Annotated in this window: 29 protein-coding genes; 26 read left to right on the top strand and 3 right to left on the bottom strand. The window is 41.4% G+C overall.

The genetic code is table 11. The features are described from left to right. The first annotated feature begins 43 nt into the window (after nt 1-43). The 13 genes from gntK to map all read left to right on the top strand — a co-directional run bounded on the left by gntK (nt 44) and on the right by map (nt 13,752). Entirely contained in the window at nt 44-1,573 is a 1,530-nt protein-coding gene (gene gntK / locus IV73_RS04295) for a gluconokinase (protein WP_057755372.1), read from the top strand. 35 nt (nt 1,574-1,608) lie between these two features. Next, nucleotides 1,609-3,111: a gluconate:H+ symporter gene (locus tag IV73_RS04290; protein ID WP_057755369.1), complete on the top strand. Its 1,503-nt coding sequence runs from the start codon at nt 1,609-1,611 to the stop codon at nt 3,109-3,111. A gap of 232 nt (nt 3,112-3,343) precedes the next feature. Continuing rightward, nucleotides 3,344-4,801, top strand: coding sequence for a cardiolipin synthase (gene cls / locus IV73_RS04285; RefSeq protein ID WP_057755367.1), 1,458 nt, complete (start codon nt 3,344-3,346; stop codon nt 4,799-4,801). An 11-nt stretch (nt 4,802-4,812) separates the two neighbouring features. Further along, nucleotides 4,813-6,084, top strand: coding sequence for a M16 family metallopeptidase (locus tag IV73_RS04280; protein ID WP_057755365.1), 1,272 nt, complete (start codon nt 4,813-4,815; stop codon nt 6,082-6,084). Continuing rightward, nucleotides 6,074-7,333 (top strand): EF-P 5-aminopentanol modification-associated protein YfmH, encoded by a 1,260-nt coding sequence (yfmH, locus tag IV73_RS04275; RefSeq protein WP_162258963.1) that lies wholly within the window; start codon nt 6,074-6,076, stop codon nt 7,331-7,333. Before IV73_RS04280 ends, yfmH begins: the two co-directional genes overlap by 11 nt. Nucleotides 7,334-7,412: 79 nt before the next feature. After that, complete coding sequence (locus IV73_RS04270; protein ID WP_057755363.1) at nt 7,413-8,333, top strand: helix-turn-helix domain-containing protein; 921 nt, start codon at nt 7,413-7,415, stop codon at nt 8,331-8,333. Nucleotides 8,334-8,345: 12 nt separating this feature from the next. After that, entirely contained in the window at nt 8,346-8,921 is a 576-nt protein-coding gene (pgsA, locus tag IV73_RS04265; protein WP_057755361.1) for a CDP-diacylglycerol--glycerol-3-phosphate 3-phosphatidyltransferase, read from the top strand. 129 nt (nt 8,922-9,050) lie between these two features. Beyond that, nucleotides 9,051-9,542, top strand: a complete 492-nt coding sequence (locus IV73_RS04260; RefSeq protein ID WP_057755360.1) for a CinA family protein — start codon at nt 9,051-9,053, stop codon at nt 9,540-9,542. Nucleotides 9,543-9,585: 43 nt separating this feature from the next. Beyond that, nucleotides 9,586-10,776, top strand: coding sequence for a recombinase RecA (gene recA / locus IV73_RS04255; protein WP_057755358.1), 1,191 nt, complete (start codon nt 9,586-9,588; stop codon nt 10,774-10,776). 199 nt (nt 10,777-10,975) lie between these two features. Next, entirely contained in the window at nt 10,976-11,680 is a 705-nt protein-coding gene (locus IV73_RS04250; RefSeq protein WP_057755350.1) for a VIT1/CCC1 transporter family protein, read from the top strand. Between the two features lies 1 nt (nt 11,681). Further along, nucleotides 11,682-12,404 (top strand): VIT1/CCC1 transporter family protein, encoded by a 723-nt coding sequence (locus tag IV73_RS04245; protein WP_057755348.1) that lies wholly within the window; start codon nt 11,682-11,684, stop codon nt 12,402-12,404. 38 nt (nt 12,405-12,442) lie between these two features. Then, nucleotides 12,443-12,904, top strand: coding sequence for a Fur family transcriptional regulator (locus tag IV73_RS04240; RefSeq protein WP_057755345.1), 462 nt, complete (start codon nt 12,443-12,445; stop codon nt 12,902-12,904). Nucleotides 12,905-12,966: 62 nt separating this feature from the next. Then, nucleotides 12,967-13,752: a type I methionyl aminopeptidase gene (gene map, locus IV73_RS04235; RefSeq protein ID WP_057755342.1), complete on the top strand. Its 786-nt coding sequence runs from the start codon at nt 12,967-12,969 to the stop codon at nt 13,750-13,752. 120 nt (nt 13,753-13,872) lie between these two features. On the opposite strand, the gene IV73_RS04230 is transcribed toward map, so the two are convergent. Further along, nucleotides 13,873-14,289 (bottom strand): DUF2507 domain-containing protein, encoded by a 417-nt coding sequence (locus IV73_RS04230; protein WP_057755339.1) that lies wholly within the window; start codon nt 14,287-14,289, stop codon nt 13,873-13,875. A 109-nt stretch (nt 14,290-14,398) separates the two neighbouring features. Between IV73_RS04230 and IV73_RS04225 the strand changes: the two genes are divergently transcribed. The 5 genes from IV73_RS04225 (at nt 14,399) to IV73_RS04205 (ending at nt 20,110) form a co-directional block, all read left to right on the top strand. Next, nucleotides 14,399-15,301, top strand: a complete 903-nt coding sequence (locus IV73_RS04225) for an ADP-ribosylglycohydrolase family protein (protein WP_057755337.1) — start codon at nt 14,399-14,401, stop codon at nt 15,299-15,301. 298 nt (nt 15,302-15,599) lie between these two features. Beyond that, a complete protein-coding gene (gene plsY / locus IV73_RS04220) occupies nt 15,600-16,244 on the top strand; it encodes a glycerol-3-phosphate 1-O-acyltransferase PlsY (protein WP_157049539.1) in 645 nt (214 codons plus the stop codon). Nucleotides 16,245-16,269: 25 nt separating this feature from the next. Next, nucleotides 16,270-17,259, top strand: coding sequence for a ribonuclease Z (gene rnz, locus IV73_RS04215; RefSeq protein WP_057755334.1), 990 nt, complete (start codon nt 16,270-16,272; stop codon nt 17,257-17,259). Further along, nucleotides 17,256-19,562 (top strand): single-stranded-DNA-specific exonuclease RecJ, encoded by a 2,307-nt coding sequence (gene recJ, locus IV73_RS04210; protein WP_057755333.1) that lies wholly within the window; start codon nt 17,256-17,258, stop codon nt 19,560-19,562. The genes rnz and recJ overlap by 4 nt, the downstream gene beginning before the upstream one ends. A gap of 20 nt (nt 19,563-19,582) precedes the next feature. Then, entirely contained in the window at nt 19,583-20,110 is a 528-nt protein-coding gene (locus IV73_RS04205; RefSeq protein ID WP_057755331.1) for an adenine phosphoribosyltransferase, read from the top strand. Between the two features lie 91 nt (nt 20,111-20,201). On the opposite strand, the gene lexA is transcribed toward IV73_RS04205, so the two are convergent. After that, on the bottom strand, nt 20,202-20,819 hold the full coding sequence (gene lexA, locus IV73_RS04200) for a transcriptional repressor LexA (protein ID WP_057755329.1): 618 nt from the start codon (nt 20,817-20,819) through the stop codon (nt 20,202-20,204). A 151-nt stretch (nt 20,820-20,970) separates the two neighbouring features. Here lexA and IV73_RS04195 point away from each other — a divergent pair, with 151 nt between their 5' ends. Together IV73_RS04195 and IV73_RS04190 are read left to right on the top strand one after the other, a co-directional pair. Next, nucleotides 20,971-21,225, top strand: coding sequence for a DUF896 domain-containing protein (locus tag IV73_RS04195; protein ID WP_057755326.1), 255 nt, complete (start codon nt 20,971-20,973; stop codon nt 21,223-21,225). Between the two features lie 84 nt (nt 21,226-21,309). Next, nucleotides 21,310-21,531, top strand: a complete 222-nt coding sequence (locus IV73_RS04190) for a YneF family protein (RefSeq protein WP_057755323.1) — start codon at nt 21,310-21,312, stop codon at nt 21,529-21,531. A 63-nt stretch (nt 21,532-21,594) separates the two neighbouring features. Here the strand turns inward: IV73_RS04190 and IV73_RS04185 are convergent, their stop codons facing one another. After that, nucleotides 21,595-22,230 carry a lysophospholipid acyltransferase family protein gene (locus IV73_RS04185; RefSeq protein ID WP_057755320.1) on the bottom strand — a complete coding sequence of 212 codons (636 nt, stop codon included), beginning with the start codon at nt 22,228-22,230 and terminating at the stop codon, nt 21,595-21,597. Nucleotides 22,231-22,348: 118 nt separating this feature from the next. On the opposite strand from IV73_RS04185, the gene IV73_RS04180 reads away from it, so the two are divergent. From IV73_RS04180 to frr, 6 genes are all read left to right on the top strand, one after another. Next, nucleotides 22,349-23,104, top strand: a complete 756-nt coding sequence (locus IV73_RS04180) for a tRNA1(Val) (adenine(37)-N6)-methyltransferase (protein WP_057755318.1) — start codon at nt 22,349-22,351, stop codon at nt 23,102-23,104. Then, nucleotides 23,104-23,394 carry a GIY-YIG nuclease family protein gene (locus IV73_RS04175; protein ID WP_201781079.1) on the top strand — a complete coding sequence of 97 codons (291 nt, stop codon included), beginning with the start codon at nt 23,104-23,106 and terminating at the stop codon, nt 23,392-23,394. Before IV73_RS04180 ends, IV73_RS04175 begins: the two co-directional genes overlap by 1 nt. A 148-nt stretch (nt 23,395-23,542) precedes the next feature. Further along, the gene (gene rpsB, locus IV73_RS04170; RefSeq protein WP_057755313.1) at nt 23,543-24,328 is read left to right on the top strand and encodes a 30S ribosomal protein S2; all 786 of its coding nucleotides are present in this window, start codon (nt 23,543-23,545) and stop codon (nt 24,326-24,328) included. Nucleotides 24,329-24,593: 265 nt separating this feature from the next. Beyond that, nucleotides 24,594-25,469: a translation elongation factor Ts gene (gene tsf, locus IV73_RS04165; protein WP_057755309.1), complete on the top strand. Its 876-nt coding sequence runs from the start codon at nt 24,594-24,596 to the stop codon at nt 25,467-25,469. Between the two features lie 18 nt (nt 25,470-25,487). After that, nucleotides 25,488-26,213: a UMP kinase gene (gene pyrH, locus IV73_RS04160; RefSeq protein ID WP_057755306.1), complete on the top strand. Its 726-nt coding sequence runs from the start codon at nt 25,488-25,490 to the stop codon at nt 26,211-26,213. Further along, nucleotides 26,213-26,758 (top strand): ribosome recycling factor, encoded by a 546-nt coding sequence (frr, locus tag IV73_RS04155; protein WP_057755304.1) that lies wholly within the window; start codon nt 26,213-26,215, stop codon nt 26,756-26,758. Before pyrH ends, frr begins: the two co-directional genes overlap by 1 nt. Nucleotides 26,759-26,987 lie beyond the last annotated feature (229 nt).

Here is a 26,987-nt window from a genome sequence, read left to right as displayed (position 1 = left end):
TATAATATTGATATTGATTTCACAAAACACAATGGAGGATCTAATGGATTATTTAATTGGTGTTGATATGGGGACCACTTCAACGAAAGCGGTTTTGTTTGACAAGGCGGGGCATGTTATTACCTCGGCTAACAAGGGTTACAACTTGTATCGTGATGAGCCAGATATGGCCGAAGAAGATTTGGATGAAATCTTTGAAGCCTTTTCTGATGCGATTCGTGAAGTTGTACGTTATGATAAGAACGCTAATATTTTAGCTGTTTCATTTTCATCAGCGATGCACTCTTTGATTGCTTTTGACAAAGACTGGACTCCGTTGACGCGAGTCATTACTTGGGCCGACACACGGGCTGTTAAGTACACAGAAAAGTTAAAGGCGAATGGAATTGGTGATGAGATTTATGCACACACCGGAACACCTATTCATCCAATGGCACCGTTGTCAAAGTTACTTTGGTTAAAGAATGAGCACCCTGACATTTATAATAATGCGGCTCATTACTTGGGAATTAAAGAATACATCTTCCACCGTTTGTTTGGGGTTAACCGGATGGACATCTCAATTGCCTCTGGAACGGGAATGTTTAACAGCTTTAACCTAGATTGGGATGAGCAAGCCTTGGAAGTCACTGGTGTTAAACAAGAGCAAATGCCAGAAACAGTTGATCCATACGCAATGGAAACGGATATGATTGAAGAATATTCTGTTTTGCTTGGATTGCCAAAGGACACTCCATTCGTATACGGAGCCGGTGATGGTCCCCTATCAAACTTGGGAGTTAATGCGGTACAACCTGGTGTAGCGGCCGTAACCATTGGTACTTCAGGAGCAATCCGGGTCGTGACTGATGCCCCTAAGATTGATCCAAAGGGCCGGACCTTTACGTATGCTTTGGACCGTGATCATTGGGTTGTGGGGGGACCAGTTAACAACGGTGGAGATGTCTTCCGTTGGGTTCGTAACAACTTGTTTGATTCTGAAAAGTCAACGGCTTCATTGTTGAACATGGACTCATATGATTTGATTACTGAAATCGCCAGCCAAGTTCCTGCCGGAGCCAATGGATTGATCTTCCACCCGTATTTGGGTGGTGAGCGAGCTCCAATTTGGGATGCGAATGCGCGTGGTTCGTTCTTTGGTTTGACCCACGGCCACACTCGTGCCCACATGGCCCGCTCAGTTTTGGAAGGAATCATCTTCAACATTTACATGGTGGAATTAGCCTTGGAAGAAGTTGTTGGTGATTTGAAGTCAATTCAAGCGACTGGGGGGTTCGCCCGTTCAGCCCTATGGCGTCAAATGTTGGCTGATATCTTTGAGCAACCTGTTACAGTCCCCGAAGCCTTTGAATCAGGTGCGTTAGCTGCAACTGTGATGGCACAAAAGGCTTTGGGATTGGTTGATTCTTTGGACGTTATCGGTGATATGGTTGGAGAAGCAAATACTTACCAACCAAATCCTGAAAACTATGAAGTTTACCGTGAGTTAGCACCCATCTTTATTCGATTGAGCCGTCAACTTCAAACGGAATATAAGAATATCGCGGACTTCCAACGTGCCCATATTAAATAGGTAATAAATTTTTAAGAAGTTAAGAGGAAGATATAATGTTTAATGTTGCTGCTGGTATCACAACTGATGCCTCTACAGGTTTTTATGCTTGGATGGTCAACGGAATCAACGTTTGGCCATTCTTGATTCTGATTCTTGGAATCGTTGTTTTGCTATTTTTGATTTTGAAAGCTAAGGTTAATACCTTCGTTTCGTTGATTATTATTTCAATCTTGGTTGCCATCGGTCTAGGAATGGCTCCCGCAAGTATCGCGGATGCGTTAAAGAGTGGAATCGGTGGAACGATGGGCGAATTGGTTGTCGTCTTCGGATTCGGTTCAATGATTGGACGTTTAGTAGCGGACGCGGGTGGCTCATATCGAATCGCCTCAACGTTGATTAATACTTTTGGTAAGAAGCGGTTGCAGCTTGCTGTGGCGTTAGCTTCATTTATCATCGGAATTTCATTGCTCTTTGAAGTTGGTATGGTTGTTTTAATTCCAATCGTCTTCACGATTGCATTGGAAGCTGATGTACCATTGCTTTACTTAGGTATCCCGATGGCTGCGGCTTTGTCAGCGGCCCAAGGATATTTGCCTCCACAACCATCACCTACTGCGGTTACTAATATCTTAGGAGCCAACGTTGGGGTTGTCTTGATGTATGGAGTCATTGTTGCTTTGGTAGCGATGATTGTTGCCGGACCTGTCTTTACGCGTTTTGCCCGTAAAATCGAGCCTAAGGCCTTCCGTATTACAAAGAAGTTGGATGCAGTTGGAGAAGTTAAGACCTTCGATTTGAAGGAAACACCAAGCTTTGGGTTGGCCATCGCAACTTCATTGATGCCGGTCTTCTTTATGTTAATTGCTACTGCTTACACCATGATTAAAAATGGTGGTAAGCAAGTTTATGCTGGTAAACTTGGTGATACAGCTTGGCAAGCAATGTCACACGCTGCTCAAAATGGTTACTTGCACAATCCTTCAACCATGGACCAAATTATGGCAATGTTGGGAAATCCAATGATTGCTATGGTTATTGCGATGGTCTTTGCAATTTGGGCTATGGGTCCAAAGCAAGGTCGGACAATGGGGCAAGTTGGAAATACGATGTCAGATGCACTTAAGTCCATCGCTAACTTGTTGATGGTTATCGGTGGTGGAGCTGCCTTCAAGGGAATCTTAACTTCTGGTGGAATTTCAACAGCGATTGCTGATGCCTTCTCACAGACATCAATGTCACCAATTATCTTCGCATGGTTGATTGCTTTGATCATTCGTGTATCAGTTGGTTCTGCCACGGTCGCTGGTTTGACGGCCGCCGGAATTGTTGCACCATTGGTTGCTGGTCAAACAGCCGTTAATCCAGCCTTTGTGGTTTTGGCCATTGGGGCCGGGTCAATTGGACTTTCACACGTCAATGACGCGGGATTCTGGATGTTTAAAGAATTCTTTGATTTGGATGTGCCACAGACCCTTAAGATTTGGACTGTCTTAGAGACTATCTTATCAGTAGTTGGTTTGATTGTTATCTTGATTTTGAGCGCTTTGTTCTCATAATCAAACTATTATCATAAAATTTATTACAAAATAGGGGTTAGCGTTTTCGCTGACCTCTTTTATGTTAAACTCAAAAAAGACATTTAATAATAGAAATCTATGAAAAAAGATGGTTAAAGTGGTTTACAGGTTGGTTTGATTGTTTTAATATTTCGCATATGGAATCAATTATTAAGTAGTAGGCAGCGGACGATTAAGACGCTGGAAAAAGGTGAAGGAATAGGTTATAGGTATGCCATTTTTATATCTAAATTGGGGTTGTTTAGCTACAATAGTGGTGCTTTTAAACACAATAGTAGCATTGTATGTGGTGTTTCACGGTGAGCGCGAAGTGTCATCGGTCTGGGCGTGGTTAATGGTGTTGATTACGTTTCCTGGCTTAGGATTAATAATTTATATGTTTTTAGGGCGCAATTTGACCAGTAAGAAAATCTTTAGTTTGCAGACGCAAGAGATTTTGGGAATTGATAAAATCGTTGAGAATCAAAAACGGTTAGCTTTAAAAACACATGCGGCAGATCAATTGGAAGAAGAAAGTAGCTTCGTCCGTTTATTTTTGAAAAATGATGCCGCCTTATTAACTTTAGAAAATAGCGTGAAAATTTTTACGGATGGGCCCGATAAGTTCAAGCAATTGTTCGCGGATATAAAAGCCGCTAAACACCATGTTAATTTGGAATACTTTACCATTTATGATGATGCAATTGGGAATGAATTGGCTAATTTATTAACGCAAAAAGCACAAGCTGGAATTAGAGTACGCGTCCTTTATGATCAATGGGGGTCGCATGGGCGGCATGATAAAATGTGGCGGCGTTTACGTGATGCTGGTGGGCAAGTCATCCCATTCTTATCCCCCCGTTATGTTCCATTGACTTTTCGGATTAATTTCCGTGACCATCGAAAGTTGGTTGTGATTGATGGTAATGTGGGTTATATTGGTGGTTATAATGTAGGTGACCAATATTTGGGACGTAGTAAAAAGTTTGGTTACTGGCGAGATACACATTTGCGAATTGAAGGTGACGCCGTCTTGGCGATTCAATCACGGTTCTTTACTGATTGGAATGCGACCACTAAAAAGCAGCAACTGACTTTTTCGGATGATTATTTCCCACAGCATCAACAAACGAAAAAGCATTCGACAGCCATTCAAATTGTATCTTCTGGGCCCGATGATTCAAATAAACAAATTCAAACTGGTTATTTGAAAATGTTTGCGACGGCGACAGAGAAAATTTTCATTCAAACTCCATATTTTATTCCCGATCAAGCGGTCTTAGAAACGTTAAGAATGGCTGCACAGTCGGGGGTTGAAGTTAGTTTAATGATTCCGGCTTTCCCGGATCATCCCTTTGTTTATCGTGCTACAGAATGGTATTCTAAGCAATTATTACAAGCAGGTGCGAAAATTTATCGTTATGATTATGGCTTTATGCATGCGAAAATGGTTATGATTGATGGCCGCGTCTCTTCAGTAGGTTCGGCGAATCAAGACATTCGTTCATATACTTTGAATTTTGAAGCGAATGCGTTCATTTATGACCGGGATGTGGCCCAACAATTAGAGATTATTTATCAAAAAGATATGGAAAATTCAACATTATTAGATGCACAGTATTTTGAAAACCAATCCGTTTGGAAAAAGTTTGTGCAGCGAGTTTCACGGTTAATCAGCCCAATTTTATAAAAGGAAAACAAATGCAAGCAGTTAAATTTGAATTACAAACCGGAATTAATTTAACAGTTATTTCGACGCAACAATTCACCACTACGCAGATTCAAATTAATGCGATCCAAAAAAAGCAGGCCCCAACTTTAGCGCCGCGGTTTATGGCGAGTCAAATGGCCGAGACGGTAAGCGCTCAGTATCCAACGCAACGCTCCTTTATGGAAGCCTTACAGCGTTTATATGGCGCGAGCTTAAATATCGGCCTCATTAACATGGGGCGACTAAGCTTATTGCGGATTTCAATGGAATTAGTCAATGATAAGTTTGCGACGCCACATGCGGCTTTATTTGCTGAGGGGTTACAATTTATTCAGCAACTTATTGCAGCGCCTTTGGGAGATGTAGAAAATGGTTATGATGGCACTATTTTTGAGCATCAAAAAAATATGGCCCAAGATGAAGTTGCCAGTTGGGATGAAGACTATGAGTATCAAGCAGTACAGCAACTCCTGAATATTAATTTTGCGGATCCAACATTAGGCTTGCCAACCTATAATACAATGGCAGCTTTAGCGCAAGTGACACCGCAGCAAGCGTGGCAAGCTTGGATGCAAACATGGCAAAATGATCCTATTGAAATTGTGATTTTAGGTGATGTTGATCCAGTGGTGGTCAAGCAACAGTTAGCGCAATTGGATATGTTTGCCCCTCGTCCGCGTTTAGTAGAGCAACCGCAGACGCAAGATGCCTTTAAGCATCAAAAGCTCACAATTCAACATCCAGCAAAACAAAGTCAATTAACGCAAAGTTATCATTTACCTTTACCAGCTTCAATGCGCTTTGCGGGTTATGTGTTTAATGCGTTATGGGGTGGAGCTGGCAATGCCCGCTTATTTCAAGAGGTGCGCGAAAAGGCTGGATTGGCTTATACAATTTATTCCGATTATAATCCATATAATCAATTACTCATGGTGGTAGCCGGGGTGGATGGCGAAAAATTGCCCGCCACGCAGCAATTAATTCAAACAACGTTGCACGTTTTGCAGACCGAGTTGGTTTCAAAAGCAGAGCTGGAGCAGAGTAAACAAGCTTTAATGCATGATTTCGTGATTGCTAAAGATCAACCGCAAAATCAAGTTGAGCGTGAAGTGGCAGGATCTGTCAGTGGTTGGAATTTGGATGAACAAGCTTGGATGGAAGCCATTTTGTCCGTAACACCGGAAGATATTTTACACGTCGCGCAATTAGTTGAATTAGCGAGTGAAGTGCAATTGATTGGAGCAAATGAGAATGATGAATAATTTAATGCCAACCCTTCAATCTTTTCAATTGACTAATGGGGTAAAGGTACATTTGAGTCCCCGTCCGCAATACCATCAATTAGCAGGTTTATTAACTGTAAATTATGGTGCGCGCGATCAAAACACATGGACGGACGAACCTTTTGGGACGGCCCATTTTATTGAACATCAGCTTTTTCAACAACCAGGGTATGATGCTTTAGATAAAATTAGTGGTTGGGGAGATACAGTCAACGCTTTTACAGCTATGACCCAGACAAGTTATTTTACGATTGCCCCGGCAAAGGATTACCGAAGCTTAGCGGAGCTTTTAACTTTTACGCAAGAACCATATTTTCAAGCTACTTCAGTGGAACGAGAGCAACGAATCATTCAACAAGAAATTAAAATGTATGAAGACGATGCGGGAGCGCAATTGTACCAAAATATTTTGGGGGCCCTTTATCCTAACGATGCGCTCGGCATTGATATTGGCGGGACCACGACGAGTATTGCTGCGATTACTCCTGCAGTATTAAATCGAGCTTACACACGACATTATCGACCTGACAATATGGAACTGTTCGTAACTGGTAACTTTGATCAAGACCAGGTCTTGGAAGTAATCGAACAGTCGCCGTTGGGTCAACGTTCAGCTAGTCAACATGGCACAACGGTGGAAGCCCAGCAATTTACGCAAATGCCGTTACCTGCAATGTCGTTGGAATTGGAAGGTGCGACGTTAAGGAATAAAATTGCCGTTGGTCAGCGGTTGTTTGAGCAACAAGCGGTGCCAGGGGGGCGTTTAGGATTAAAAATTAGTCTAGCTTATAATCTAGCTTTGGACCTAGTATTTAGTGAACACTCAGCTCGTTATTTGGATTGGTATGACCAAGGTTTGATTGACGATGGGTTTAGCACTGAATTGACGATGGAGCGGGGAGCGGCCCATTTGTTATTATTAGGTGAAACACCAGAGCCAGAAACTTTAATTTCAGAAATTAAAAGTGTTTTGCAACATTTACAGACTGAATTTTTGAACTTAGCGGATGGCTTAGAGCTTGTGAAATCAGAACAGTTGGGTCGTTATATCAGCCGCTTGAATTCACTTGATGAAATTGCCACTCGCTTTGAAGGACCAACCTTTGAGGATGCTTTCTTATGGGACGAAATTGAAATTTTAAATACGTTGACCAGCGCAGAAATTAGTGAAATTATTGCAAAAGTGTCTGTAAGTGCGCCAGTAAGCGTGACAGTTCATCCAGAATAATTCAAAGAAGAATTGATTTATTACGAGTAAGTTATGGTAAAATTATACTTAGAAATCATTTAGTAAAGGAATTGTTAAAATGGCAGATATCGAACAAAAAGGAATCGGCGAAGAGTTACAAGCGGCCCGGATTGCAAAAGGTTTGTCGCTTGATGACATTCAAGCCCAGACAAAAATTCAAAAGCGTTATTTACAGGCAATTGAAAATGATCAATTCGATCAATTGCCCGGAAGTTTCTATGAACGTGCTTTTACTCGTCAATATGCAGCTGTAGTTGGCTTAGATGCTGAGGATTTGTTAGAGCGACATGCCTTGGATACGAAAATACCAGCTGACGAAACTAAGCCAGTTGTTGATCAGAGTGCGATGCGGATTAATGCTGGTGAGAACGTTTCACGTGCAGGGATGCGTCAGGATGAAGCTAAGCGGGTTAAACAAGCCAATAACATGTTGCCTAAGGTAATCATGGGTGTGGCAGCTATTGCAATTGTAGTTGTCATTTGGGCTTTGGTAGCTAATTTTGCCGGACATTCAAAGGATACTTCGGAAAATTCAAATGTATCTGTAAGTAGCTCTATAGTTTCAAAGAGTTCTTCAAAGGAAAGCTCAGCGGAAAAGAGTAGTTCTAGCAGCAAGCAAGAGACTAAGACAGAAATTGGAGCGCCAGCGGTGGTTGGAAATGTCTCAACCATTGCGGTTAAAGTCCCAGCAGAAGGTGAGCGTAAGTTAACTTTGGTTGGTACGAATGGTGATTCATGGAATCAAATTAAGTCAAATACGGGGGCAGTTTTGTATTCTGGAACAGTGCACGCCAATGAGACTAAGGAGATTGTCGTTGACAATACCGTCACCGGGGTTAGTGTTCAAATCGGAAATGCTAATAATTTGAAGTTACAATTCAATGGTGAAGATGTGAAGTTAAATAATACCGGTTTCGTTTGGCAAGCAGTTTTGAACATTACGTCCGCTCAAGCCCCAGTTGCTTCAAGCCAACATTAATAGGTCGATACTATGAATTTACCAAATAAATTAACCGTTTTTCGGATTATCTTAATTCCTATTTTTGCCATTGTTTTAATGTTACCGACTAATATTTGGGGCGGCGATGCGCAATTGCCCACGACGCATCTAATTGCAACAATTATCTTTGTGGTGGCTTCGTTAACTGATACTGCGGATGGTCAAATTGCTCGGCGTCAACATTTGGTGACTAACTTTGGTAAATTTGCTGATCCCCTTGCAGACAAGTTATTAGTGATGACTGCATTGGTGTTCTTTGTTCAATTTCAATGGGTTCCAGCTTGGGTGGTTGCATTGATTGTCATTCGGGAGTTAGCGGTGACTGGATTACGGACATTAATTGTTGAAAATAATGGGACTGTAATGGCGGCTGCGATGCCTGGTAAGATTAAGACATCCACGCAGATGCTCGCCATCACCTTTTACCTTTTGCATAATATCATTTTCCGAAGTTTTGGAATTCCTTTTGCGGAAATTATGCTGGGAATTGCGTTGTTCTTCACGATTTATTCAGGAATTGATTATTTTGTAAAGGCTCGCTTTGTGTTTGCGGATGGATTTAAATAGATTATAAAAGGTATCATTGGCATCAATGGTATCTTTTTTTTCCTTTGAACTCAGGAAGGGTTCTTAATAAATAGAGTGGGATGCCTTGGCTGGTATTTTGGCGTCGAGTGATTAGAATTGAGGTATGTAATGGAAAAAGTGCAACAATTAGGTAAAAAATTAATTCAAGTAGGACAAACGTTAACGTCAGCGGAAAGTTTGACGGGCGGCCTTTTTAGTAGTTCCTTGACGCAGGTGCCAGGAATTTCAAAGGTTTTGCCAGGCGCGTTTGTGACGTATAGTCCGGAGGCTAAAACGCAATTAGTTGGGGTGCCAGCGCCTTTGATTCAAGAATATGGAGTTGTCTCGGCCGAAGTTGCTAAGGCCATGGCCAAAGGAGCTCAGCAGCAGTTATCAACGGATTGGGCGATTAGTTTTACAGGAGTGGCGGGCCCCGATGCGCTGGAAGGACATCTTGCAGGAGAGGTTTGGATTGGAGTAGCTGCCCCCAAAAATCAGGTTTTAGCACGCCAATTTAATTTTAAAGGCACTCGTGACACAGTCAGAATGGCGGCTGTTCAAGCTGGGGCAGCTTGGGTCTTAAGTGAATTAAATAAAGTAGTTACAAACGAAAACAATTAGGTTATACTTAATGTAATAACAAAAAAACGGAGGCTATAAATTTATGGCAACGTCAGGAAAGAACATTAATCCTTCAAAAAAGCTAGAAGGAAAAATTACAGAACCTAAAGCCCGTAAAAAAGCATTAGATGATGCATTAAAGAAAATTGAAAAGAATTTTGGAAAAGGATCCGTGATTCGGATGGGTGATTCAAAATTTACGAAAGTGGAATCATTTTCAACGGGATCTTTGAAGTTAGATATTGCTTTGGGAATCGGTGGTTATCCAAAGGGACGAATTATCGAAATTTATGGACCTGAATCATCAGGTAAGACGACTTTGGCATTACATGCCGCAGCTGAAGTACAAGCTGAGGGGGGAACGGTCGCGTATGTTGACGCGGAAAATGCCATGGATGTCGAATATGCCCGGAATTTGGGCGTTAAAGTTGATGATTTGCTTTTGTCTCAGCCAGATACTGGTGAGCAAGGGCTCTCAATTGCTGAAGAATTGATCAAATCAGGAGCAGTGGACTTAATTGTCATTGATTCGGTTGCTGCATTAACTCCTAAGGCCGAAATTGACGGGGCGATTGGTGATACGACCGTTGGTTTACAAGCACGAATGATGTCATCGGCCTTGCGTAAATTGTCAGGAGCCATTTTGAAAATGGGAACGACAGTTATTTTCATTAATCAATTGCGAGAAAAGATTGGGGTGATGTTTGGAAATCCTGAGACAACGCCGGGCGGACGTGCTTTGAAATTCTATTCAACGGTACGACTAGACGTGCGGCGGCGTGGAAGCATTGATTCTGGTAAGGGTAGCAAGGATGAAGACAAGGTTAAGGTGGGTAATACGACCCACATCAAGGTGGTCAAAAACAAGGTGGCGCCACCTTTCCGCGAAGTTGAAATTGAGATTATGTTTGGAAAGGGAATTTCCAAGACTGGTGAGTTGATTGATTTAGCGGTGGATAAGGATATTATTAAGAAAGCCGGTTCATGGTTCTCTTATAATGGTACCAAAATTGGTCAAGGAAAAGTTAATGTTATGAACTGGCTGAATGACCCTGAAAACAAGGCTGTTTATGACGAGATCTTTGATTTGGTTCGAAAGTCCTACTTGGATGCACCAGTTGAATTAGATGCTGATGCGGAGCTTACCGTGTCAACGGATGAAGACGAAGAAGCTAAGCCAGCTGAAACGGAAGTCGATGATATTGATTTAGATATTGACGAAGGTGAAGAATAACAGCGTGAAAAATTAAAGATTAAAGAAAGATTACTTTTCTCGAGTGCCAGTTTGGACTTAGGGAAGGTAATCTTTTTTTGAATTTAAGAAAGTTTCAAGCTCTCAAGCATCATGAATTAGCGTTGAATATCAAGCATGGGTTTGTTATACTAATGTTTGTTTAGAATCAATCTAAAAAAGGTAGGTCTGCAGAGTTAGTATGGGACAAAAAGAAGAAAAGTTAAAGCAAACTTTAGCGCAACGAAATAATATTGTGCGGGCGGCTGTGATGGGCGCTAATGATGGCATCTTATCGGTTTCTGGAATTGTGATAGGGGTAGCCGGTGCGAGCACGAACACCTTCGCAATTTTTATTGCCGGTTTTGCGGGAACGTTAGCAGGAACGGTATCAATGGCGATGGGTGAATATGTTTCGGTGCATTCACAAAATGATGCGCAAAAAAAGGCGGAAGCTGAAGAATCGCATCGTCTGGATGAAGATTATGCGGGCGAATTAGCTTTTGTCCAGCAAAAATATTTGGGGCCGGGGATCTCTGAAAGCTTAGCGTTGCAAGCAGCGCAAGAAATGATGGCGGGGGATGCCTTAGGAACCATGGTGCGCGAGCGTTACGGGTTTACTTTACATCAAGAAGTTAGCGCTTTGTCGGCTAGTTTAGCTTCGATGATTTCATTTCCTTTAGGGGCGCTCTTACCGATGTTAGCAATCACTTTATTCCCTAGTAGTCAGCATTGGAACATTATTGTGACAGGGATTACGGTCGCCGTGGCGTTAGCGCTTACTGGTTATAGCGCTGCCAAGCAATCGGGAGCCAATACTAAAATGGCCACTCTGCGCAATGTTGTTGCTGGAATCTTTACAATGTTGGTGACCTTTGGAATTGGCGCTTTGATTGGAGGACGTTAAGATGGAATTATCAACAACAGATCAACAATTACTGCAAAAAGGACCTAAACAATCGGAAAAGTTAACGATGGAAGAGCGCTTGAATGTGGTTCGTGCCGGTGTTTTAGGGGCTAATGATGGTGTCTTAACTGTCGTAGGCGTGCTCTTTTCAGTTGGAGCCGCCACCAATAATGCATTTACGATTTTTATTGCTGGCTTAGCTGATCTTTTAGCCTGCGCGCTCTCAATGGCTTCCGGTGAATATGCGTCGGTCAGTTCACAATCCGATGCGGAAAAAGTCGTGGTACAACAAGAAGCTCAACGCATACAGACGGATGCTGTTGCTGTTTGGGATGATCTTAGTCAGTTCTATCAGGAACGTGGAGTGACGCGTGCGACTGCGGATCAAATTGCGGATCAATTGATGCAGACGAATCCACTACAAGCCATTTTAGCCACTAAGTATGATGTCCAATTGGGGCATTATGTTAATCCTTGGGCTGCTGCATTATCTTCAATGATTTGTGCCGCTTTAGGAGGTGCGATCCCACTGATTGTGATGACGCTAATTCATGGTCATCTAGGTATGTGGGTAGCGGTGCTCGCTACTGCTGTTGCTTCCGCCTTAATTGGAGGGGCCAGTGCAATTTTGGGGCATGGCTTTGTGAAAAAAGCAGTTGTGCGTAATGTTATAATTGGGTTAGTGACAATTCTGATTCATTACGGAATTGGTTTATTATTTTAAGCATCAATGTTAATTGAATGTTAGATGGGAGGTATCGGATGAGTAGACGAGTTGAAAAGGCGTTGGAGCAGTTACGTCAGGCGGGATTTAAGTTGACCGCGCAACGTTCGACGATCATTAAGTATTTGGTCGAAAATAAAATGTTTCCAAAACATCCAACCGCAGATGCTATCTATAACGATTTAAATGCAGCGGGGTGTTCGATTAGTCGAGCAACGGTCTACAATACTTTGGAGGCCTTGGTTTCCGCGCATTTAGTCTTAGCAATCGATAATAATATGGACGGTAAAATGCATTACGATTGGTTTGGGACACCACATTATCACGTAATCTGTACGAATTGCGGTAAAATTGTCGATGCAGATAATTTTGCGATGCAAGATTTATCACAATTGGCACAAGCGGCGACAGGCTTTCAAATTTCATCTTATCAAGTTGAAGTGCGGGGGTTGTGCCCGGACTGCCAAAAGCTTTTAGCTCAGGATCAAGAATCAAAATAAAGGACTTGGCAAGCTTTTAAATAGCGTTATAATGGTATTTAAGATAAATTTGGAGGAATAAAATGATAACACTTAAATCAGACCGCGAATTAGCTGCCATGGAGAAGTCGGGAGAAATCATCGCCGGGATGCACCAAGAATTACGTAAAATTATTAAGCCGGGGGTGTCAACTTGGGCCATTGAAGAATTTGGACGTAATTATATTGAAGGTCACGGTGGCCGGGCTGCTCAAATTGGGTTTGAAGGCTTTAAATATGCGACGACGATTTCGGTGAATAATGAAGTGGCCCATGCTTTCCCACGTAAGGATCTCATTTTAAAAGATGGTGATTTGGTGAAAGTTGACACAGTGGTAGATTTGGATGGCGCCTATTCTGATTCGGCTTGGAGTTATGCTGTTGGGAATGTTTCACCAGAAGTGCAACGTTTGATGGATGTAACCCATGAAGCTTTATATTTAGGAATTGACCAAGCCCAAGTTGGCAATCGGTTAGGTGATATTGGGGCGGTAATTAATGATTTCGTGGAAAATCAAAATGGTTATGGAAATGTCCGGGATTATATTGGACATGGAATTGGTCCTACGATGCATGAAGAGCCAGCTGTTCCCCATTATGGAGTAGCTGGACGTGGATTGCGTTTGAAGCCTGGAATGACCATTACGATTGAACCCATGGTTAATATGGGTGGCTATGAAGTTGAAACGTCAACTGAAGATGGTTGGACGGTGACAACGGCTGACGGTTCATGGTCGGCTCAGTATGAACATGTGGTGGCGATCACTAATGACGGACCGAAGATTTTAACATCACAAGATCCTGAATTTGATGCCAAATATCTACTATAAAACTAAATAATTAAAAGGGTATCACTTCTGACTGAGGTAATACCCTTTTTTGATGATGGATGGGTGGATTTGATGGTATAAAAAGCGGCGCATGCGAAATGCCCGGGCTTATAAATGCAATTATTCCATTAAATCTTTGGCGGAATCAGCGGTGAGGACGTTGAAGTTAATTTTGTTTTTATCAAATTCAACTTCAGCTTCCGCGCTCGCATCGATTTGTTGCTCAATTTGCTGAGCTAAAAAGCCAGCTTCTAAGTAAAAATCGGGGGTGTCTTGGTCAAAGAGACGGGTTTCGACAATGTCACCAGTTAAAGACCATTTTTGTGAAGTTTCTTTTTGTTGTTCAATATCTAGGGTCCCAAAGCCGGCACTGGCGAAAAAATCAATAATGGCATTGATTCCTTTTAATGGCATTTCACGAGCAAGACTTTTGCCGGCCCAGTAAGAAATATCACTTAAATCGTCGGTGAAAAGGTCTGGTAGTAGCCGGTCCCGTAGTAGAGTAATTGGAAAAAGATTATTTGATTCGTGCGCCATAATGTACTCCTTTATTATTCAATAGCCCTATTATAACGGAAATTTAATAAATTTGCCAAATAGGTTGCAATAATGTTACAATGCCAGAATGGAAAGGGTGGAAATAAATATGGACTTACCGAATAATCCGTTCATCAACAGTACTCTAGGCTTATTTGACGGGGATATTCAAGCAGCTAAGTTGCGAGGACTTGATACAACCATCTGGGGAAGTGAATGTGCTCTGACGTTAGCAACGATTGATGCAATGTCATTAAATTACAATTTAAATGACATAATGAATAGTTTTGAACGCTGGGCACAAAATGGAGCATATACCGCTGATGGTGAGGTACGCCATATTGGGCGGACTACGCAACAAGCGTTGGAACGCTTTGCACAAGCACAAGACCCTTTTAGTTCTGGTGGAATTGCTGATGATGACAATGGTAGCGGTGCTTTAACGCGAATGATGCCTGTTATTTTCTATGTTTATACAAAGTATGGTTCTGACTTTATTAATGATGAAGCTGCGATGCTAATTTTGCATCAAGTGGCTGGGTTGACACATAATCATCCCCGTGGTTTGATGGGAATTGGCTTTTATGCCATTTTGGTCGGTCAAATTCTAGATGGGTTTGACTTTTTAAATGCATTGGATCGCGCCATCGGAATTACTTATGAATATTACGCAGAACACGCTATCTTCATGCCCTTCTTAAGCGAATTTGATAATTTAAATACACCGGATTTTATGAATCAATCCAAAGATGATTTAAACGTGACAGGATATGTGGTCCAAAGTTTAGAAGCCCTAGTGTGGGTCTTTTTGAACACAACTTCATATCAGGAAGCATTAGATGTTACGCAAACCGTTCCCGGTAATCCAGAAGCGATTATGCCATTAATTGGTTCGTTGGGGGCGGTTTTATATCAAAAGCATACCTGGCCGAATTTGACGGATTTATTGCAACAGAATCCGCAATTGAACGCCATTTTACAACGAGGCAGTCAAAGCGGAGTTTTTTACTAATTAAAATACAAGGCCAACGACTTTAACGTAGGCCTTTTTTTATTTTTTCCTAGGCGTTAGTACTTTCATTTTATGGATTTGTCTACTTAATAAGTTGCAGAATGGTTGCTTTTTTAAGTTGGTGATTTTTGGTATAATGGATGATGCATGATTATTGCAAAAATTAAATAAATTAAAGTTGAAAAAGAACTTTTATTGCAAAAGAGCGCAGCATTTCAAGAATGGCACTTCAAATTAATTTGTTAAAAAATGATTAGAAATGGTGCTTAGCACGGATAATTAATGGAGTAAAATGTATATGCAATTATATGAACTAGGAATTAGTGTTGTATTGGCTTATCTTTTGGGTTCATTACCCTTTGGTTATTGGATTGGCAAGGTTTTTTATCATCGAGATCTGTTGAAAAGAGGATCGGGCAATATCGGAACGACGAATACGTTTCGCATTTTAGGGACTAAAGCAGGGACCGTGGTCTTTATTTTAGATGTGCTCAAAGGGACTGCTGGGGCGAGTGTCGTTTATCTCTTTGGCCCTTTGACAGCTAACCAACATTTTTATGTTTTATTGGTGGGGGTGTTTGCAATTTTAGGGCATACATTTTCGCCTTGGTTACATTTTCGTGGTGGCAAAGGGGTCGCAACTTCTTTAGGGGTTTTGTTAGCTTATTCTGTTAGTTTGTTTTTTATTTCTTTTGCTGTTTTTATCACGGGACTGTTTCTTTTTAGTATCGTCTCAATGAGTTCGATGCTAACCTTTTTATTTAGCACGATTATTTTTTATTGGTTGGACGAAAAAATATTGGCAACGGTAACTGGCGTTGTGATGCTTTACGTGATTTATTTACATCGAAAAAATATTCAACGCATGATCAATGGAACTGAAAATACGATTAAGTTTGGAATCCCTTATTGGTTAGGGTTAACCGACACGTTAAAAAAATAAATTTAAAGAAAGCTGGCAGAAATTTATGCAGTTGGAATTTTTAGGGACAGGCGCTGGGGCACCGGCTCGTTATCGGAATGTGACGAGCATTGCGTTGCGCTTATTAGAAGAGCTCAATGAAGTTTGGTTATTTGATGCTGGTGAAGGGACACAACAACAGATGTTGCGTTCGACGATTCGACCTCGTAAAATTTCCAAAATTTTTATAACCCACTTGCATGGTGATCATATCTTTGGGTTACCCGGGTTATTGTCATCACGTTCTTTTCAAGGTGGACAAGAACAATTAGATATCTATGGTCCAGTGGGGATTAAGCGCTATGTGGAGACCAGTTTAAGAGTTTCACAGACACATCTAACTTATCCTTTGCGGTTTCATGAATTAAAGCCGGAGGGTGGCTTAATTTTTGATCAAGATAAATTTAAAGTTGAAGCTTTGCCCTTAGATCACCGGATTTTATCGTTTGGGTACCGTGTGACTGAGGCCAATCATGAAGGTGAATTGCAAGTAGATAAATTGCAAACCTTACAAGTGCCAGCTGGACCAATTTATGGGCAGTTAAAGCGTGGCGAAGACGTAACTTTAGCCGATGGGCGGACGATTTTTGCGCATGATGTCGTTGGAACGCCGAAGAAAGGGCGTGTGGTGACGATTTTAGGTGATACGCGTAAAACCCCGACTATCGATCAGCTGATTCAAGAGGCCGATGTGGTGGTGCATGAGTCCACATATGGTAAGGGCGAAGGAAAGTTGGCACGAGCTTATCATCATTCAACTAACATCCAAGCCGCGGAAGCAGCACAACGGAATCAAGTTGGACGTTTGTTGTTGACACACATCTCGGCCCGCTATCCTGGACGCCAGGCAAACGAATTAGCTTATACGGCGCAACCGTTTTTTGCCAATACCCGGGTGGTTCAAGACTTTGATGTTTATGAAATACCAATGGGTCCTCAAAATAATGGCGGACCGATTAAAATTACAGATGAGTTAGAAACCGAGGATGAAGAATGATTGATGCTAAATTTGATTGGCAGGCTTTAGCGTTACCTGAAGATGAAGCCGTCCAAATGATTCAAGAGCAATTTGGTGCTACGAAATTAGTGGCGCAAATTTTAGCTCAACGGGGTTATCAGACGCCTGAAGCGGTCCAAACTTTTTTGTATCCTGACCTTGAAAATTTGTATGATCCATTTTTGTTTGAAGGCATGCAGACGGCCATTGATCGTATTTTTGCGGCGATTGATCAAGGTGAAAAAATTGTAGTGTATGGCGATTATGATGTTGATGGGATGACTGCGACAGCGATTATGACCTCCGCCTTAGAGATTATGGGGGCCGAGGTGGAAGCTTATGTTCCAAGTCGTTTTACCGATGGATATGGGCCGAATGCAGAAACCTATGCGCGCTTAGCTGACGCGGGGATGCAATTGTTAATTACAGTTGATAATGGCGTAAGCGGGAAGACCGCGATTGATACTTTGATGGCACGGGGGATTGATGTGATTGTGACCGATCACCATGAGTTACCAGCTGAATTACCCGATGCGATAGCCATTATTCATCCCCGACTACCACAAACGACGCCGTACCCATTTTCAGGACTATCTGGAGCTGGAGTCGCTTTTAAAGTGGCATCGGCTTTATTAGATGCCCCCGCTGATGAAATGTTGGACTTGGCTGCCTTGGGAACCATTGCAGACGTGATGGATTTAACTGACGAAAATCGCGTAATTGTTCAACTTGGTTTGAAAAACATTAATCAAAGCCCACGTGTTGGCCTGCAAGCTTTATTCGTCAATTTACATCAAACCGAGATCGACGCACAAACGGTGGGCTTTCAAATTGCCCCCCGCTTAAATTCGATTGGGCGTTTAGCGGATGCTCAGATGGGCGTTCGGTTACTCTTAACTGAAGATGAGCATGAAGCAAAAGAACTAGCACAAAAGACGGAGCAATTGAATCAAGAGCGCAAAGCTTTAGTGGACGAGATTGTAACAGTGGCGCTTCAACAGGCTGAAACGCAATTTGCAAATGATCCAGTGTTGCTATTAACTGGGTCGAATTGGAATGAGGGAATTTTGGGAATTGTCGCTGCACATGTTATGCATGAAGTTGGCAAACCAACCCTTGTTTTAACTGAGATGGAACAAGGCTTTAAGGGCTCGGGACGTTCGCTGCCTGGATTTGATTTATTTGCGGCTTTGAATCCCCATCGAGATGAAATGGTGAGTTTTGGTGGACATGCTTTGGCCGCAGGAATTACAGTGGCCAAGGATCAGGTGTCAGCCCTGAGAACTTGGTTGAAGGATGCGGCAGCACAGCAAACATATCAAACGCAACAAAAGCAGCCTTTGGAAATCACCGCACCAATTACGAGTCGAGATTTCCAAGCAGAAACGTATCAGCAGCTTCAAATGTTAGGTCCTTTTGGCCAAGGTAATCCGGAGCCGGTCTTTGAATTAAAGTTAGACCAAGTGACAAACGTGAAGACGATGTCAGCTGGAAAACATCTTCGTTTTATCGGGATGGTGCAGCAAAATAAGATTCCTGTTTTAGCTTGGCAAGCGGGCTTTCTTAGCACCACTTTACAAAGTAGTTTTCAAACTCTGTCCGTTGCTGGAACATTAGATAAGAATACTTATCAAGGTGCGACGAGTTACCAATTTTTGATGCAAGACTTAAAAGGTGAAGGGCTGTCCTTGATTGATGCGCGGACCACGCGTTTAACAACTCAAGATTTAAAAACACCTGCGACGTATCTTTTCTTTAATAAGCATGTTATGGAACAACTAAAAGGGTATATTGGTTCCAACAGCCAGAGTATGTTTTGGGAAGATGCATTTAATGAAATACAATTACCTTTGACAGTTTTGGTGGATTTACCAGACAATTTAGATGAATTGCATCAGTTATTAGCTTATGTACCAATGCAAGGGGTCAAGACGTTATTTTATACCAAACGTCCGGCCTATCTGCAAAAAGTACCGGAGCACGCTGATTACGTTCAGCTATTTAAATTTTTGCAAAATAATCCTCGAATTAATTTAAAAGAACAATTTAAAGCCATGGCTGCATATCTAAAAATGGATGAATTATTGTTATCATTGTTAATTAACATGTTTTTAGATGCAAAATTTGTTATAATGGAAAATGGTTTTTTAATTTCGGTTGACCACCCGGCAACCGTTGATTTAACTGAAACCGAAGTATATCAGAAATTTATGGCTAAGCGGGTTGTCGAGCAAAAACTAATTTATAGTACTAAAAATGAACTTGAACAATTAATGAATACATTAGCTCAAAAAGATGAATAGGCAGTCTATAGGAGATAGATATGACAGTTGATTTACGTGATTACATCGAGTCGATTCCTGATTTTCCAGGACCAGGGGTTACTTTTCGTGATATAACACCTTTATTGGGTGATAGCGAAGCCTTAAAGACGGCAACGAATGCCCTGGTTGATTATGCTCGGCGCCAAGGTGCAACGGTCATCGTTGCGCCTGAATCACGAGGGTTTTTACTGGGGACACCGATTGCGCTGGAATTAGGTGTTGGGTTTGTTCCAGCACGTAAGCCTGGTAAGTTGCCGCGTAAAACGGTTTCGGAAAGTTATACGTTAGAGTATGGTTCAGCCACGCTGGAGATGAATGCAGATGCGATTAAGCCCGGCGATAAGGTCTTAGTTGTAGATGACTTGTTAGCGACAGGTGGAACCATTGCTGCGACAAATAAGTTAGTCGAACGGCTTGGTGGTGAAGTTGTTGGGTTAGGATTCTTAATTGAATTGACTGAATTACAAGGCCGGGAAGTTTTAAAGGATTATGATATTTATGCCTTGATGGAATATGAAGGTGAGTAGTTTTTTAAAATAAATTTGAATAATAAAAGAGTTGGGCCGCTAAAGCTCAACTCTTTTAATTTTTGATTTTTTAAAGTTAATTAGTGTCCAATTAATAAATGGAAGTTCGAAAAATACCGACTACCCGGCCGATAATATTCAGCTGAAAAGTAATTTCTGGAATAAATTGTTGGTTTTCAGGTTGGAATCGATATTGGGCCCGTTCACGGAAGAAACGACCGATTTTGATTTGTTGGTGAGTGTTGAGGTAAGCGACAATCTCACCATTGTCAGCATCATTTTGTTGGTGAATGTATAAGGTGTCGCCTTGAAAAATTCCGATGCCGTTCATTGACTGGTCTGGCATGTCCATCGCAAAAAGTTCACCTGTGTAGCGGGTTAAGCTATCTGGTAGGTTGGTCTGAAGGGCGTTGTCAGGTTGAAAGCTAAGCCAAGCGTCATTTTCAGTCAAATAAGGGATAGTTGCGCTTTTTTTAATACCAATCATTTCGCGCCCGGCGTTGGTAATTTCCAAAGCGCGTGGTTTGGTGGAATCGCGTTTAATATAGTACTTTGCTTCCAGGCGTTTGAGGTAGCCATGCACTGTAGCAGGAGAACTAAGGCCTAGGCCGTCGCCAATTTCTCGGACAGTGGGAGGGAAGCCATTTTGTTGAATTTTTTCGTAAATGAAGCGTAAGACTTTTAATTGTTTAGTTTCATTGCGTGGCATATTTAAATCCTCTCGTATTTTTATTATATTGTAACTTATTGGGGATGAAGATGGCACTTTCTCGCGCGGAATGTAAGAAAATGTTATAATATTGAAAGCGTAATTAACATGAATTTTAAAATATTAAATGATTCCATGGAGGGGTAAGTAAATGAGTGAAAATGAACATATGTTAGCCGTGCGTTCACGCATTAATGACCTGGCAGCGAAAGCTAAGACACCGGAAGGCTTAACTGAAGCAGAAAAGGCGGAGCGGGCGGATTTGCGGCAAGAATTTTTAGCGAACTTCCGTGAGGGAATGCGTTCGCAAATTGAAATGCTACAAGTGATTGATAAAGACGGGAAAGAAGTCACCCCTGAGAAGGTTAAGCAAATTCAACGGGATAAAGGTCTACGCGACGATTAAGTAAAGCTAGAATTTAGCTGGCGTTTTTGCGTTATTTTAGATACAATTTAATACGAAATCAAAAATAGAGGATAGGGTTAACACATGAATACGTCAATTTGGATTGTTATTGTTGTTATTGCAATTATTGTGGGGATGGTCTTAGGTTTCTTTATGGCACGTCGCTCAATGGAAACTTACTTAAAGAAGAATCCACCAATTTCAGAAGATATGATGCGTTCAATGATGACTTCAATGGGTCAAAAGCCTTCACAAAAGAAGTTGAATCAATTAATGTCTCAAATGAAAAATCAACAAAATAAGTAAGCTATAATAAAAGCGCTAGTTTTTAAAACTAGCGCTTTTATTATTAAGATTATGAGATATAAATTATTTTGGTGCTTTTTCTGGATTCTGATCAACGTAATGCCAATTGGGATCAATTTGTTGGTCTAAATCATCAAATCTTTGTTTTAAGGCTTGATCAAACAGGGGCGCTGATTCTGTTTCCTTCTTGGGGAAGTCGGCAGGGTCGATGGGGTCGCCATAAGCTAAGGTGACATTATTACGCTTGAAGAGTTCTTTGAATGTCAGAGGTCCTTGGTAAACTAAAGGCACAATTGGTTTTTTAGCCATGCGAGCGATTAATAGGGCTCCTTCTTTCATATCATTGGAATGTCTTGAACCAGATGGGAAAATTACCAGACTTAAGTTTGAATTTTTCAGACCTTTGACGGGAATCTTAATCGCAGAAGGACCTGGTTTAGCGCGGTCAACCGGGAAACCATTGGCATGGCGCACAAACCAACCGATGAGGGGGTTTTTAAAGACTTCTTTTTTAGCCATAAACATGTATTCGTCAGGAATTCCCGCAACGGCAAAGAAGACAGGATCCCACCAAGTACGATGAGGGCCAACTAAAACATAGTTGCCAGTTGGGAGTTTTTCGCGATTTAAGACGGTTACTCGGCCATTAATTAACCAAATTAAGCCTTGGACAACACGAATCATAATTTTATAAAACATCATTAAACCTCTAATTTTTAATATTCATAGCTTGTATTATCCCACAAAAGGCAAGTGGTTGACAATTATTTCGTGAGCGGGGAAAATTAGAATACTAATTAAAAAAGGACGGCATGGTATGACTCCAGTGCAATTAAGACCGGATGAGCGGATTGATATGCTTTATCGGGATGAGGTACAAATTATACAAAGTCAACAAGTTTTTTCATTTTCGTTGGACGCAGTTTTATTAGCCCATTTTGCGAACTTACGCAATGGTGGGCGAGGCACGTTGGTTGATTTAGGGACGGGAAATGGCGCAATTCCATTATTTATGGCGCATAAAGTGACCGGGCAGATCATCGGGGTGGAAATTCAAGCCCGGTTGGCCGATATGGCCCAGCGGTCGGTAGCGATGAATGAATTAACCGAAAAGATTGAAATCATTAATAGTGATATGCGAGATGTTTTCGATTATCTTAAGCCAGGGTCGGTGGAAAATGTGGTCTCTAACCCACCTTATTTTGAAGCGACGGAAAAATCTCATAAAAATCCCAATCAATACTATGCTATTGCCCGGCATGAAATTAAGGCCGATTTGAATTTAGTTACCTATACAGCTAAAAAGTTGTTAAAATCGGGCGGACATTTTTTCATGGTTCACCGACCGGATCGGTTATTTGAGATTTTGGATGCTTTAAGAGCTAATAATTTGATTCCCAAGCGGATCCAATTTGTTTATCCAAAAGTTGGACGTGAGGCGAACGTTGTTTTAATTGAGGCGATTAAAAATGGTCGATTAACTGGAGCACAAATTTTACCACCGATTATCACCCATAATGAGGACGACACTTATCGAGATGAGGTGTGGGATATTTATGAAGGTCGAGCATAATGGATAAGCAATATTATATGTATGTGCTTTTAACGGCTGATAATACGTTTTATTGTGGCTTTACGGATGACGTGACGCGACGCTTTGCAATGCATGTGGCCAAAAAGGGTGCTAAATACACGCGGGTTGCAAAACGCCATCCATTAACCTTATTGTATCAAGAAGCCTTTGCTGATAAGAGTACAGCATTAAAAGCAGAAGCAGCTTTTAAAAAATTAACGCGCGCGAAAAAAGAAAAATATTTGCGTGAACATGGAATCCAAGATTTTACGCCCGCTAAGAACGTGTAGTTGCCTTTTTAAGCAAAGGTGTGTATAATTCTATATTGGTCTTTAGGCCATAAATACTCACTAAGTCCAATAGTTGAACGGGTGCCAGTTGTGGTCGTCGAACTACATGCGGGCTTAGGCGGAAAAACATTTTGGAGGAATTTTACTCATGGCAGTAATCTCAATGAAGCAATTGCTAGAAGCAGGGGTTCACTTTGGACACCAAACTCGTCGCTGGAACCCTAAGATGGGTGAATATATCTTTACTGAACGTAATGGTATTTACATCATCGACTTGCAAAAGACGGTTAAGTTGGTTGACCAAGCTTATAACTACATGCGTGATGCCGCTGCAGATGGTGCAGTTGTATTGTTTGTAGGAACTAAGAAGCAAGCGCAAGACGCCATTGCAGAAGAAGCTACACGTGCAAACATGTACTTCATTAACCACCGTTGGCTTGGTGGAACTTTGACGAACTGGAAGACAATCCAAAAGCGGATCGCCCGTTTGAAGGAATTGAAAAGCTGGTCAGAGGACGGTACTTTTGACCGTTTGCCAAAGAAGGAAGTTGCTTTGTTAACTAAGCAACGTGAAAAGTTGGAAAAGTTCTTAGGCGGAATTGCTGATATGCCTCGGATTCCAGATGTTTTGTTTGTGGTTGATCCACATAAGGAACAATTGGCCGTGCAAGAAGCTAATAAGTTGAACATTCCAATCGTTGCCATGGTTGACACGAATGCTGATCCTGATCAAATTGATGTTAAGATTCCATCAAATGATGATGCAATCCGTGCCGTTCGTTTGATTACTTCTAAGATGGCTGATGCTATCATCGAAGGAAACCAAGGTGAAGATTCAGTAGCTGATGAAGCTGCTTTTTCAAAGGAAGATGGCGATGATAAGGCCGCTTCAATTGAAGAATTGACTGAATTAGTTGAAGGAAACAACAACTAAATCTAATTAAAGAGTTGGCGAGATAATCGTTTTGATGTTTCCATAATGGAACTGAGAAGGTGTAACAAACGGATGCTAAAAAGCATGCAGGCGTTTTGATTAATCGAACCACTCTTTTTTTATACGACAAGAGCTAGTGGTTACCATGAAATGAATTTAATTGTTGATATTATGCGCTTTTTTATTGGGCGATAGTATTAAAATTCATCAAAATCATGTATAATTAACTAGAAAAAATTAAAAAGATTAAAGGAGACCATGAATAATGGCAATTACAGCAGCACAAGTTAAAGAATTACGTGACAAGACCAATGTGGGAATGATGGACGCAAAGAAGGCCTTAGTTGAGACTGATGGTGACATGGACAAGGCAATTGACTTTTTGCGTGAAAAAGGAATGGCTAAGGCTGCTAAGAAGGCTGGAGCTGTCGCAGCTGAAGGGATGACTTATGTCGCCGTTAAGGGGAACAAAGCTGCAATTATCGAATTGAACTCACAAACCGACTTTGTGGCCGGAAATAAAGAATTCAATGATCTTTTGCACGGTGTGGCTGAAACCATTGTTGATCAAAACCCAGCTTCAGTTGAAGCGGCTTTGGAATTGCCAATGAATGGTGAGACGATGAATGAAGAAATCATTCATACGACACAAATCACTGGAGAAAAGATTACATTACGGCGCTTTGCAGTTGTAACTGCCGAAGAAGGACAATTCTTAGGCGCTTACTCACACATGGGTGGTCGGATTTCTTCATTAGTACTTGTTGATGGAGCTTCAGAAGAAGTGGCTAAGGATGTTGCGATGCATGTAGCAGCAATTAACCCACAATATGTCTCACGCGAAGAAGTTCCTGCTGATGTTTTGAGCCACGAAAAAGAAGTTCAATTATCTGCTGAAGATTTGAACGGTAAGCCTGATGCAATTAAAGAAAAAATTGTTGAAGGGCGCTTGAACAAGTTCTTGGCTGAAATTTCATTGGTTGACCAACCATTCGTTAAGGGTGACGGAGAATCTATTGAACAATACGTCTCAGGTAAGAACGGAAAGGTTGTTTCATTTGTTCGCTATGAAGTTGGTGAAGGAATCGAAAAGGCTGAAAATGATTTTGCTGCTGAAGTGGCAGCACAAATGAATAACTAATTGATAGGGGTGCGGAATATGACCGACGTTAAGTATAAGCGCGTGTTGCTTAAGCTATCTGGTGAAGCACTAGCGGGCGAAAAAGGTTACGGAATTGATCCGGCAACTGTTAATAGTATTGCAGCTGAGATTAAAGAAGTTTATGAACTTGGTATTGAAATTGCAATTGTTGTTGGTGGTGGAAACCTTTGGCGTGGTGAAGCTGGTGCTCAACTAGGGATGGAACGAGCCCAAGCCGATTATGTAGGAATGCTTGGAACGGTAATGAACGCACTATCTTTGCAAGACGCCCTTGAAAATCAAGGTGTACCTACACGAGTTCAAACCGCCATTGAAATGCGGCAAGTCGCCGAGCCTTATGTTCGACGTAAAGCAGTTCGTCATCTTGAAAAAGGCCGGGTCGTGATTTTTGGGGCTGGAACTGGATCACCTTATTTCTCAACTGATACAACGTCAGCCTTACGGGCTGCTGAAGTGAATGCTGATGCCATTTTGATGGGTAAAAATGGGGTTGATGGTGTTTATAACGACGACCCAAGAAAGAATCCGGATGCAGTTAAGTATGAACAATTGACGCATATGGATGTCATTTCACAAGGTCTGGATATTATGGATTCAACCGCCTCAACTTTGTCAATGGACAATGATATTGACTTAGTTGTCTTTAACTTGAATGAGCATGGTAATATTAAGCGAGTTGTAATGGGCGAAAACATTGGAACAACCGTTGGGAGAAAGAAATAATGGCAAACGAACTTTTATCTAACACGGAAGATCGAATGAATAAAGCTGGCGAGGCTTTGCAAGTTCAGCTTGGAAAAATTCGGGCCGGTGTGGCGAATCCGTCAATTTTGCGGGATGTAACCGTGGAATATTATGGAGCGCAAACACCTTTGAATCAAATCGCTTCGATTTCAGTGCCCGAAGCGCGGGTATTATTAATTACGCCCTTTGACAAAACAGCTTTAAAGAACATTGAACAAGCGATTTTTGCTTCTGATTTGGGGTTGACACCCTCAAGTGATGGTTCAGTAATTCGGTTGGTGATTCCTGCTTTGACTGAGGAATCACGAAAAGACTTAGCAAAAGAAGTTAAGGCTGAAGCTGAAAAAGCTAAGGTTGCGGTGCGCAATGTTCGGCGTGATGCTTTAGATCATGCTAAGAAAGAAGATTTGCCTGAAGATGAATTGCGCAAAATCGAAAAAGACATTCAAGGTTTGACAGATCGTGGAATTAAGAATGTTGATCAAATTGCTAGCGATAAAGAAAAAGAATTGTTGACAATTTAATACTTGTAAATTTAGAAAACTGCTACTGTATCTTTGAGTGGCAGTTTTTTTGTTATGAACAGAGCTTTTGCGATGATCAGTGATGGAAAAATATGTTTAAAAAGCGTATAGACCAATTTATACCAATTATTAATACTTTTTAAAAAGCTCCTTGCGTTTGGCTCAACAACGTATATAATTAGATATACAGTTTGAAAAACAATGGGTAGACCAATTAAAAATAAATGGA

This window comes from Weissella kandleri, assembly GCF_001438705.1.
Lineage (GTDB): Bacteria > Bacillota > Bacilli > Lactobacillales > Lactobacillaceae > Weissella > Weissella kandleri.
The sequence above is the reverse complement of the archived record's forward strand: the minus strand, read 5'-3'. Positions and strand labels throughout refer to the sequence as shown.

Coding starts and splice junctions, on each gene's coding strand:
- gntK (WP_057755372.1), top strand. CDS start 44: ATGGATTATTTAATTGGTGTTGATATGGGGACCACTTCAACGAAAGCG.
- IV73_RS04290 (WP_057755369.1), top strand. CDS start 1,609: ATGTTTAATGTTGCTGCTGGTATCACAACTGATGCCTCTACAGGTTTT.
- cls (WP_057755367.1), top strand. CDS start 3,344: ATGCCATTTTTATATCTAAATTGGGGTTGTTTAGCTACAATAGTGGTG.
- IV73_RS04280 (WP_057755365.1), top strand. CDS start 4,813: ATGCAAGCAGTTAAATTTGAATTACAAACCGGAATTAATTTAACAGTT.
- yfmH (WP_162258963.1), top strand. CDS start 6,074: ATGATGAATAATTTAATGCCAACCCTTCAATCTTTTCAATTGACTAAT.
- IV73_RS04270 (WP_057755363.1), top strand. CDS start 7,413: ATGGCAGATATCGAACAAAAAGGAATCGGCGAAGAGTTACAAGCGGCC.
- pgsA (WP_057755361.1), top strand. CDS start 8,346: ATGAATTTACCAAATAAATTAACCGTTTTTCGGATTATCTTAATTCCT.
- IV73_RS04260 (WP_057755360.1), top strand. CDS start 9,051: ATGGAAAAAGTGCAACAATTAGGTAAAAAATTAATTCAAGTAGGACAA.
- recA (WP_057755358.1), top strand. CDS start 9,586: ATGGCAACGTCAGGAAAGAACATTAATCCTTCAAAAAAGCTAGAAGGA.
- IV73_RS04250 (WP_057755350.1), top strand. CDS start 10,976: ATGGGACAAAAAGAAGAAAAGTTAAAGCAAACTTTAGCGCAACGAAAT.
- IV73_RS04245 (WP_057755348.1), top strand. CDS start 11,682: ATGGAATTATCAACAACAGATCAACAATTACTGCAAAAAGGACCTAAA.
- IV73_RS04240 (WP_057755345.1), top strand. CDS start 12,443: ATGAGTAGACGAGTTGAAAAGGCGTTGGAGCAGTTACGTCAGGCGGGA.
- map (WP_057755342.1), top strand. CDS start 12,967: ATGATAACACTTAAATCAGACCGCGAATTAGCTGCCATGGAGAAGTCG.
- IV73_RS04230 (WP_057755339.1), bottom strand. CDS start 14,289: ATGGCGCACGAATCAAATAATCTTTTTCCAATTACTCTACTACGGGAC.
- IV73_RS04225 (WP_057755337.1), top strand. CDS start 14,399: ATGGACTTACCGAATAATCCGTTCATCAACAGTACTCTAGGCTTATTT.
- plsY (WP_157049539.1), top strand. CDS start 15,600: ATGCAATTATATGAACTAGGAATTAGTGTTGTATTGGCTTATCTTTTG.
- rnz (WP_057755334.1), top strand. CDS start 16,270: ATGCAGTTGGAATTTTTAGGGACAGGCGCTGGGGCACCGGCTCGTTAT.
- recJ (WP_057755333.1), top strand. CDS start 17,256: ATGATTGATGCTAAATTTGATTGGCAGGCTTTAGCGTTACCTGAAGAT.
- IV73_RS04205 (WP_057755331.1), top strand. CDS start 19,583: ATGACAGTTGATTTACGTGATTACATCGAGTCGATTCCTGATTTTCCA.
- lexA (WP_057755329.1), bottom strand. CDS start 20,819: ATGCCACGCAATGAAACTAAACAATTAAAAGTCTTACGCTTCATTTAC.
- IV73_RS04195 (WP_057755326.1), top strand. CDS start 20,971: ATGAGTGAAAATGAACATATGTTAGCCGTGCGTTCACGCATTAATGAC.
- IV73_RS04190 (WP_057755323.1), top strand. CDS start 21,310: ATGAATACGTCAATTTGGATTGTTATTGTTGTTATTGCAATTATTGTG.
- IV73_RS04185 (WP_057755320.1), bottom strand. CDS start 22,230: ATGTTTTATAAAATTATGATTCGTGTTGTCCAAGGCTTAATTTGGTTA.
- IV73_RS04180 (WP_057755318.1), top strand. CDS start 22,349: ATGACTCCAGTGCAATTAAGACCGGATGAGCGGATTGATATGCTTTAT.
- IV73_RS04175 (WP_201781079.1), top strand. CDS start 23,104: ATGGATAAGCAATATTATATGTATGTGCTTTTAACGGCTGATAATACG.
- rpsB (WP_057755313.1), top strand. CDS start 23,543: ATGGCAGTAATCTCAATGAAGCAATTGCTAGAAGCAGGGGTTCACTTT.
- tsf (WP_057755309.1), top strand. CDS start 24,594: ATGGCAATTACAGCAGCACAAGTTAAAGAATTACGTGACAAGACCAAT.
- pyrH (WP_057755306.1), top strand. CDS start 25,488: ATGACCGACGTTAAGTATAAGCGCGTGTTGCTTAAGCTATCTGGTGAA.
- frr (WP_057755304.1), top strand. CDS start 26,213: ATGGCAAACGAACTTTTATCTAACACGGAAGATCGAATGAATAAAGCT.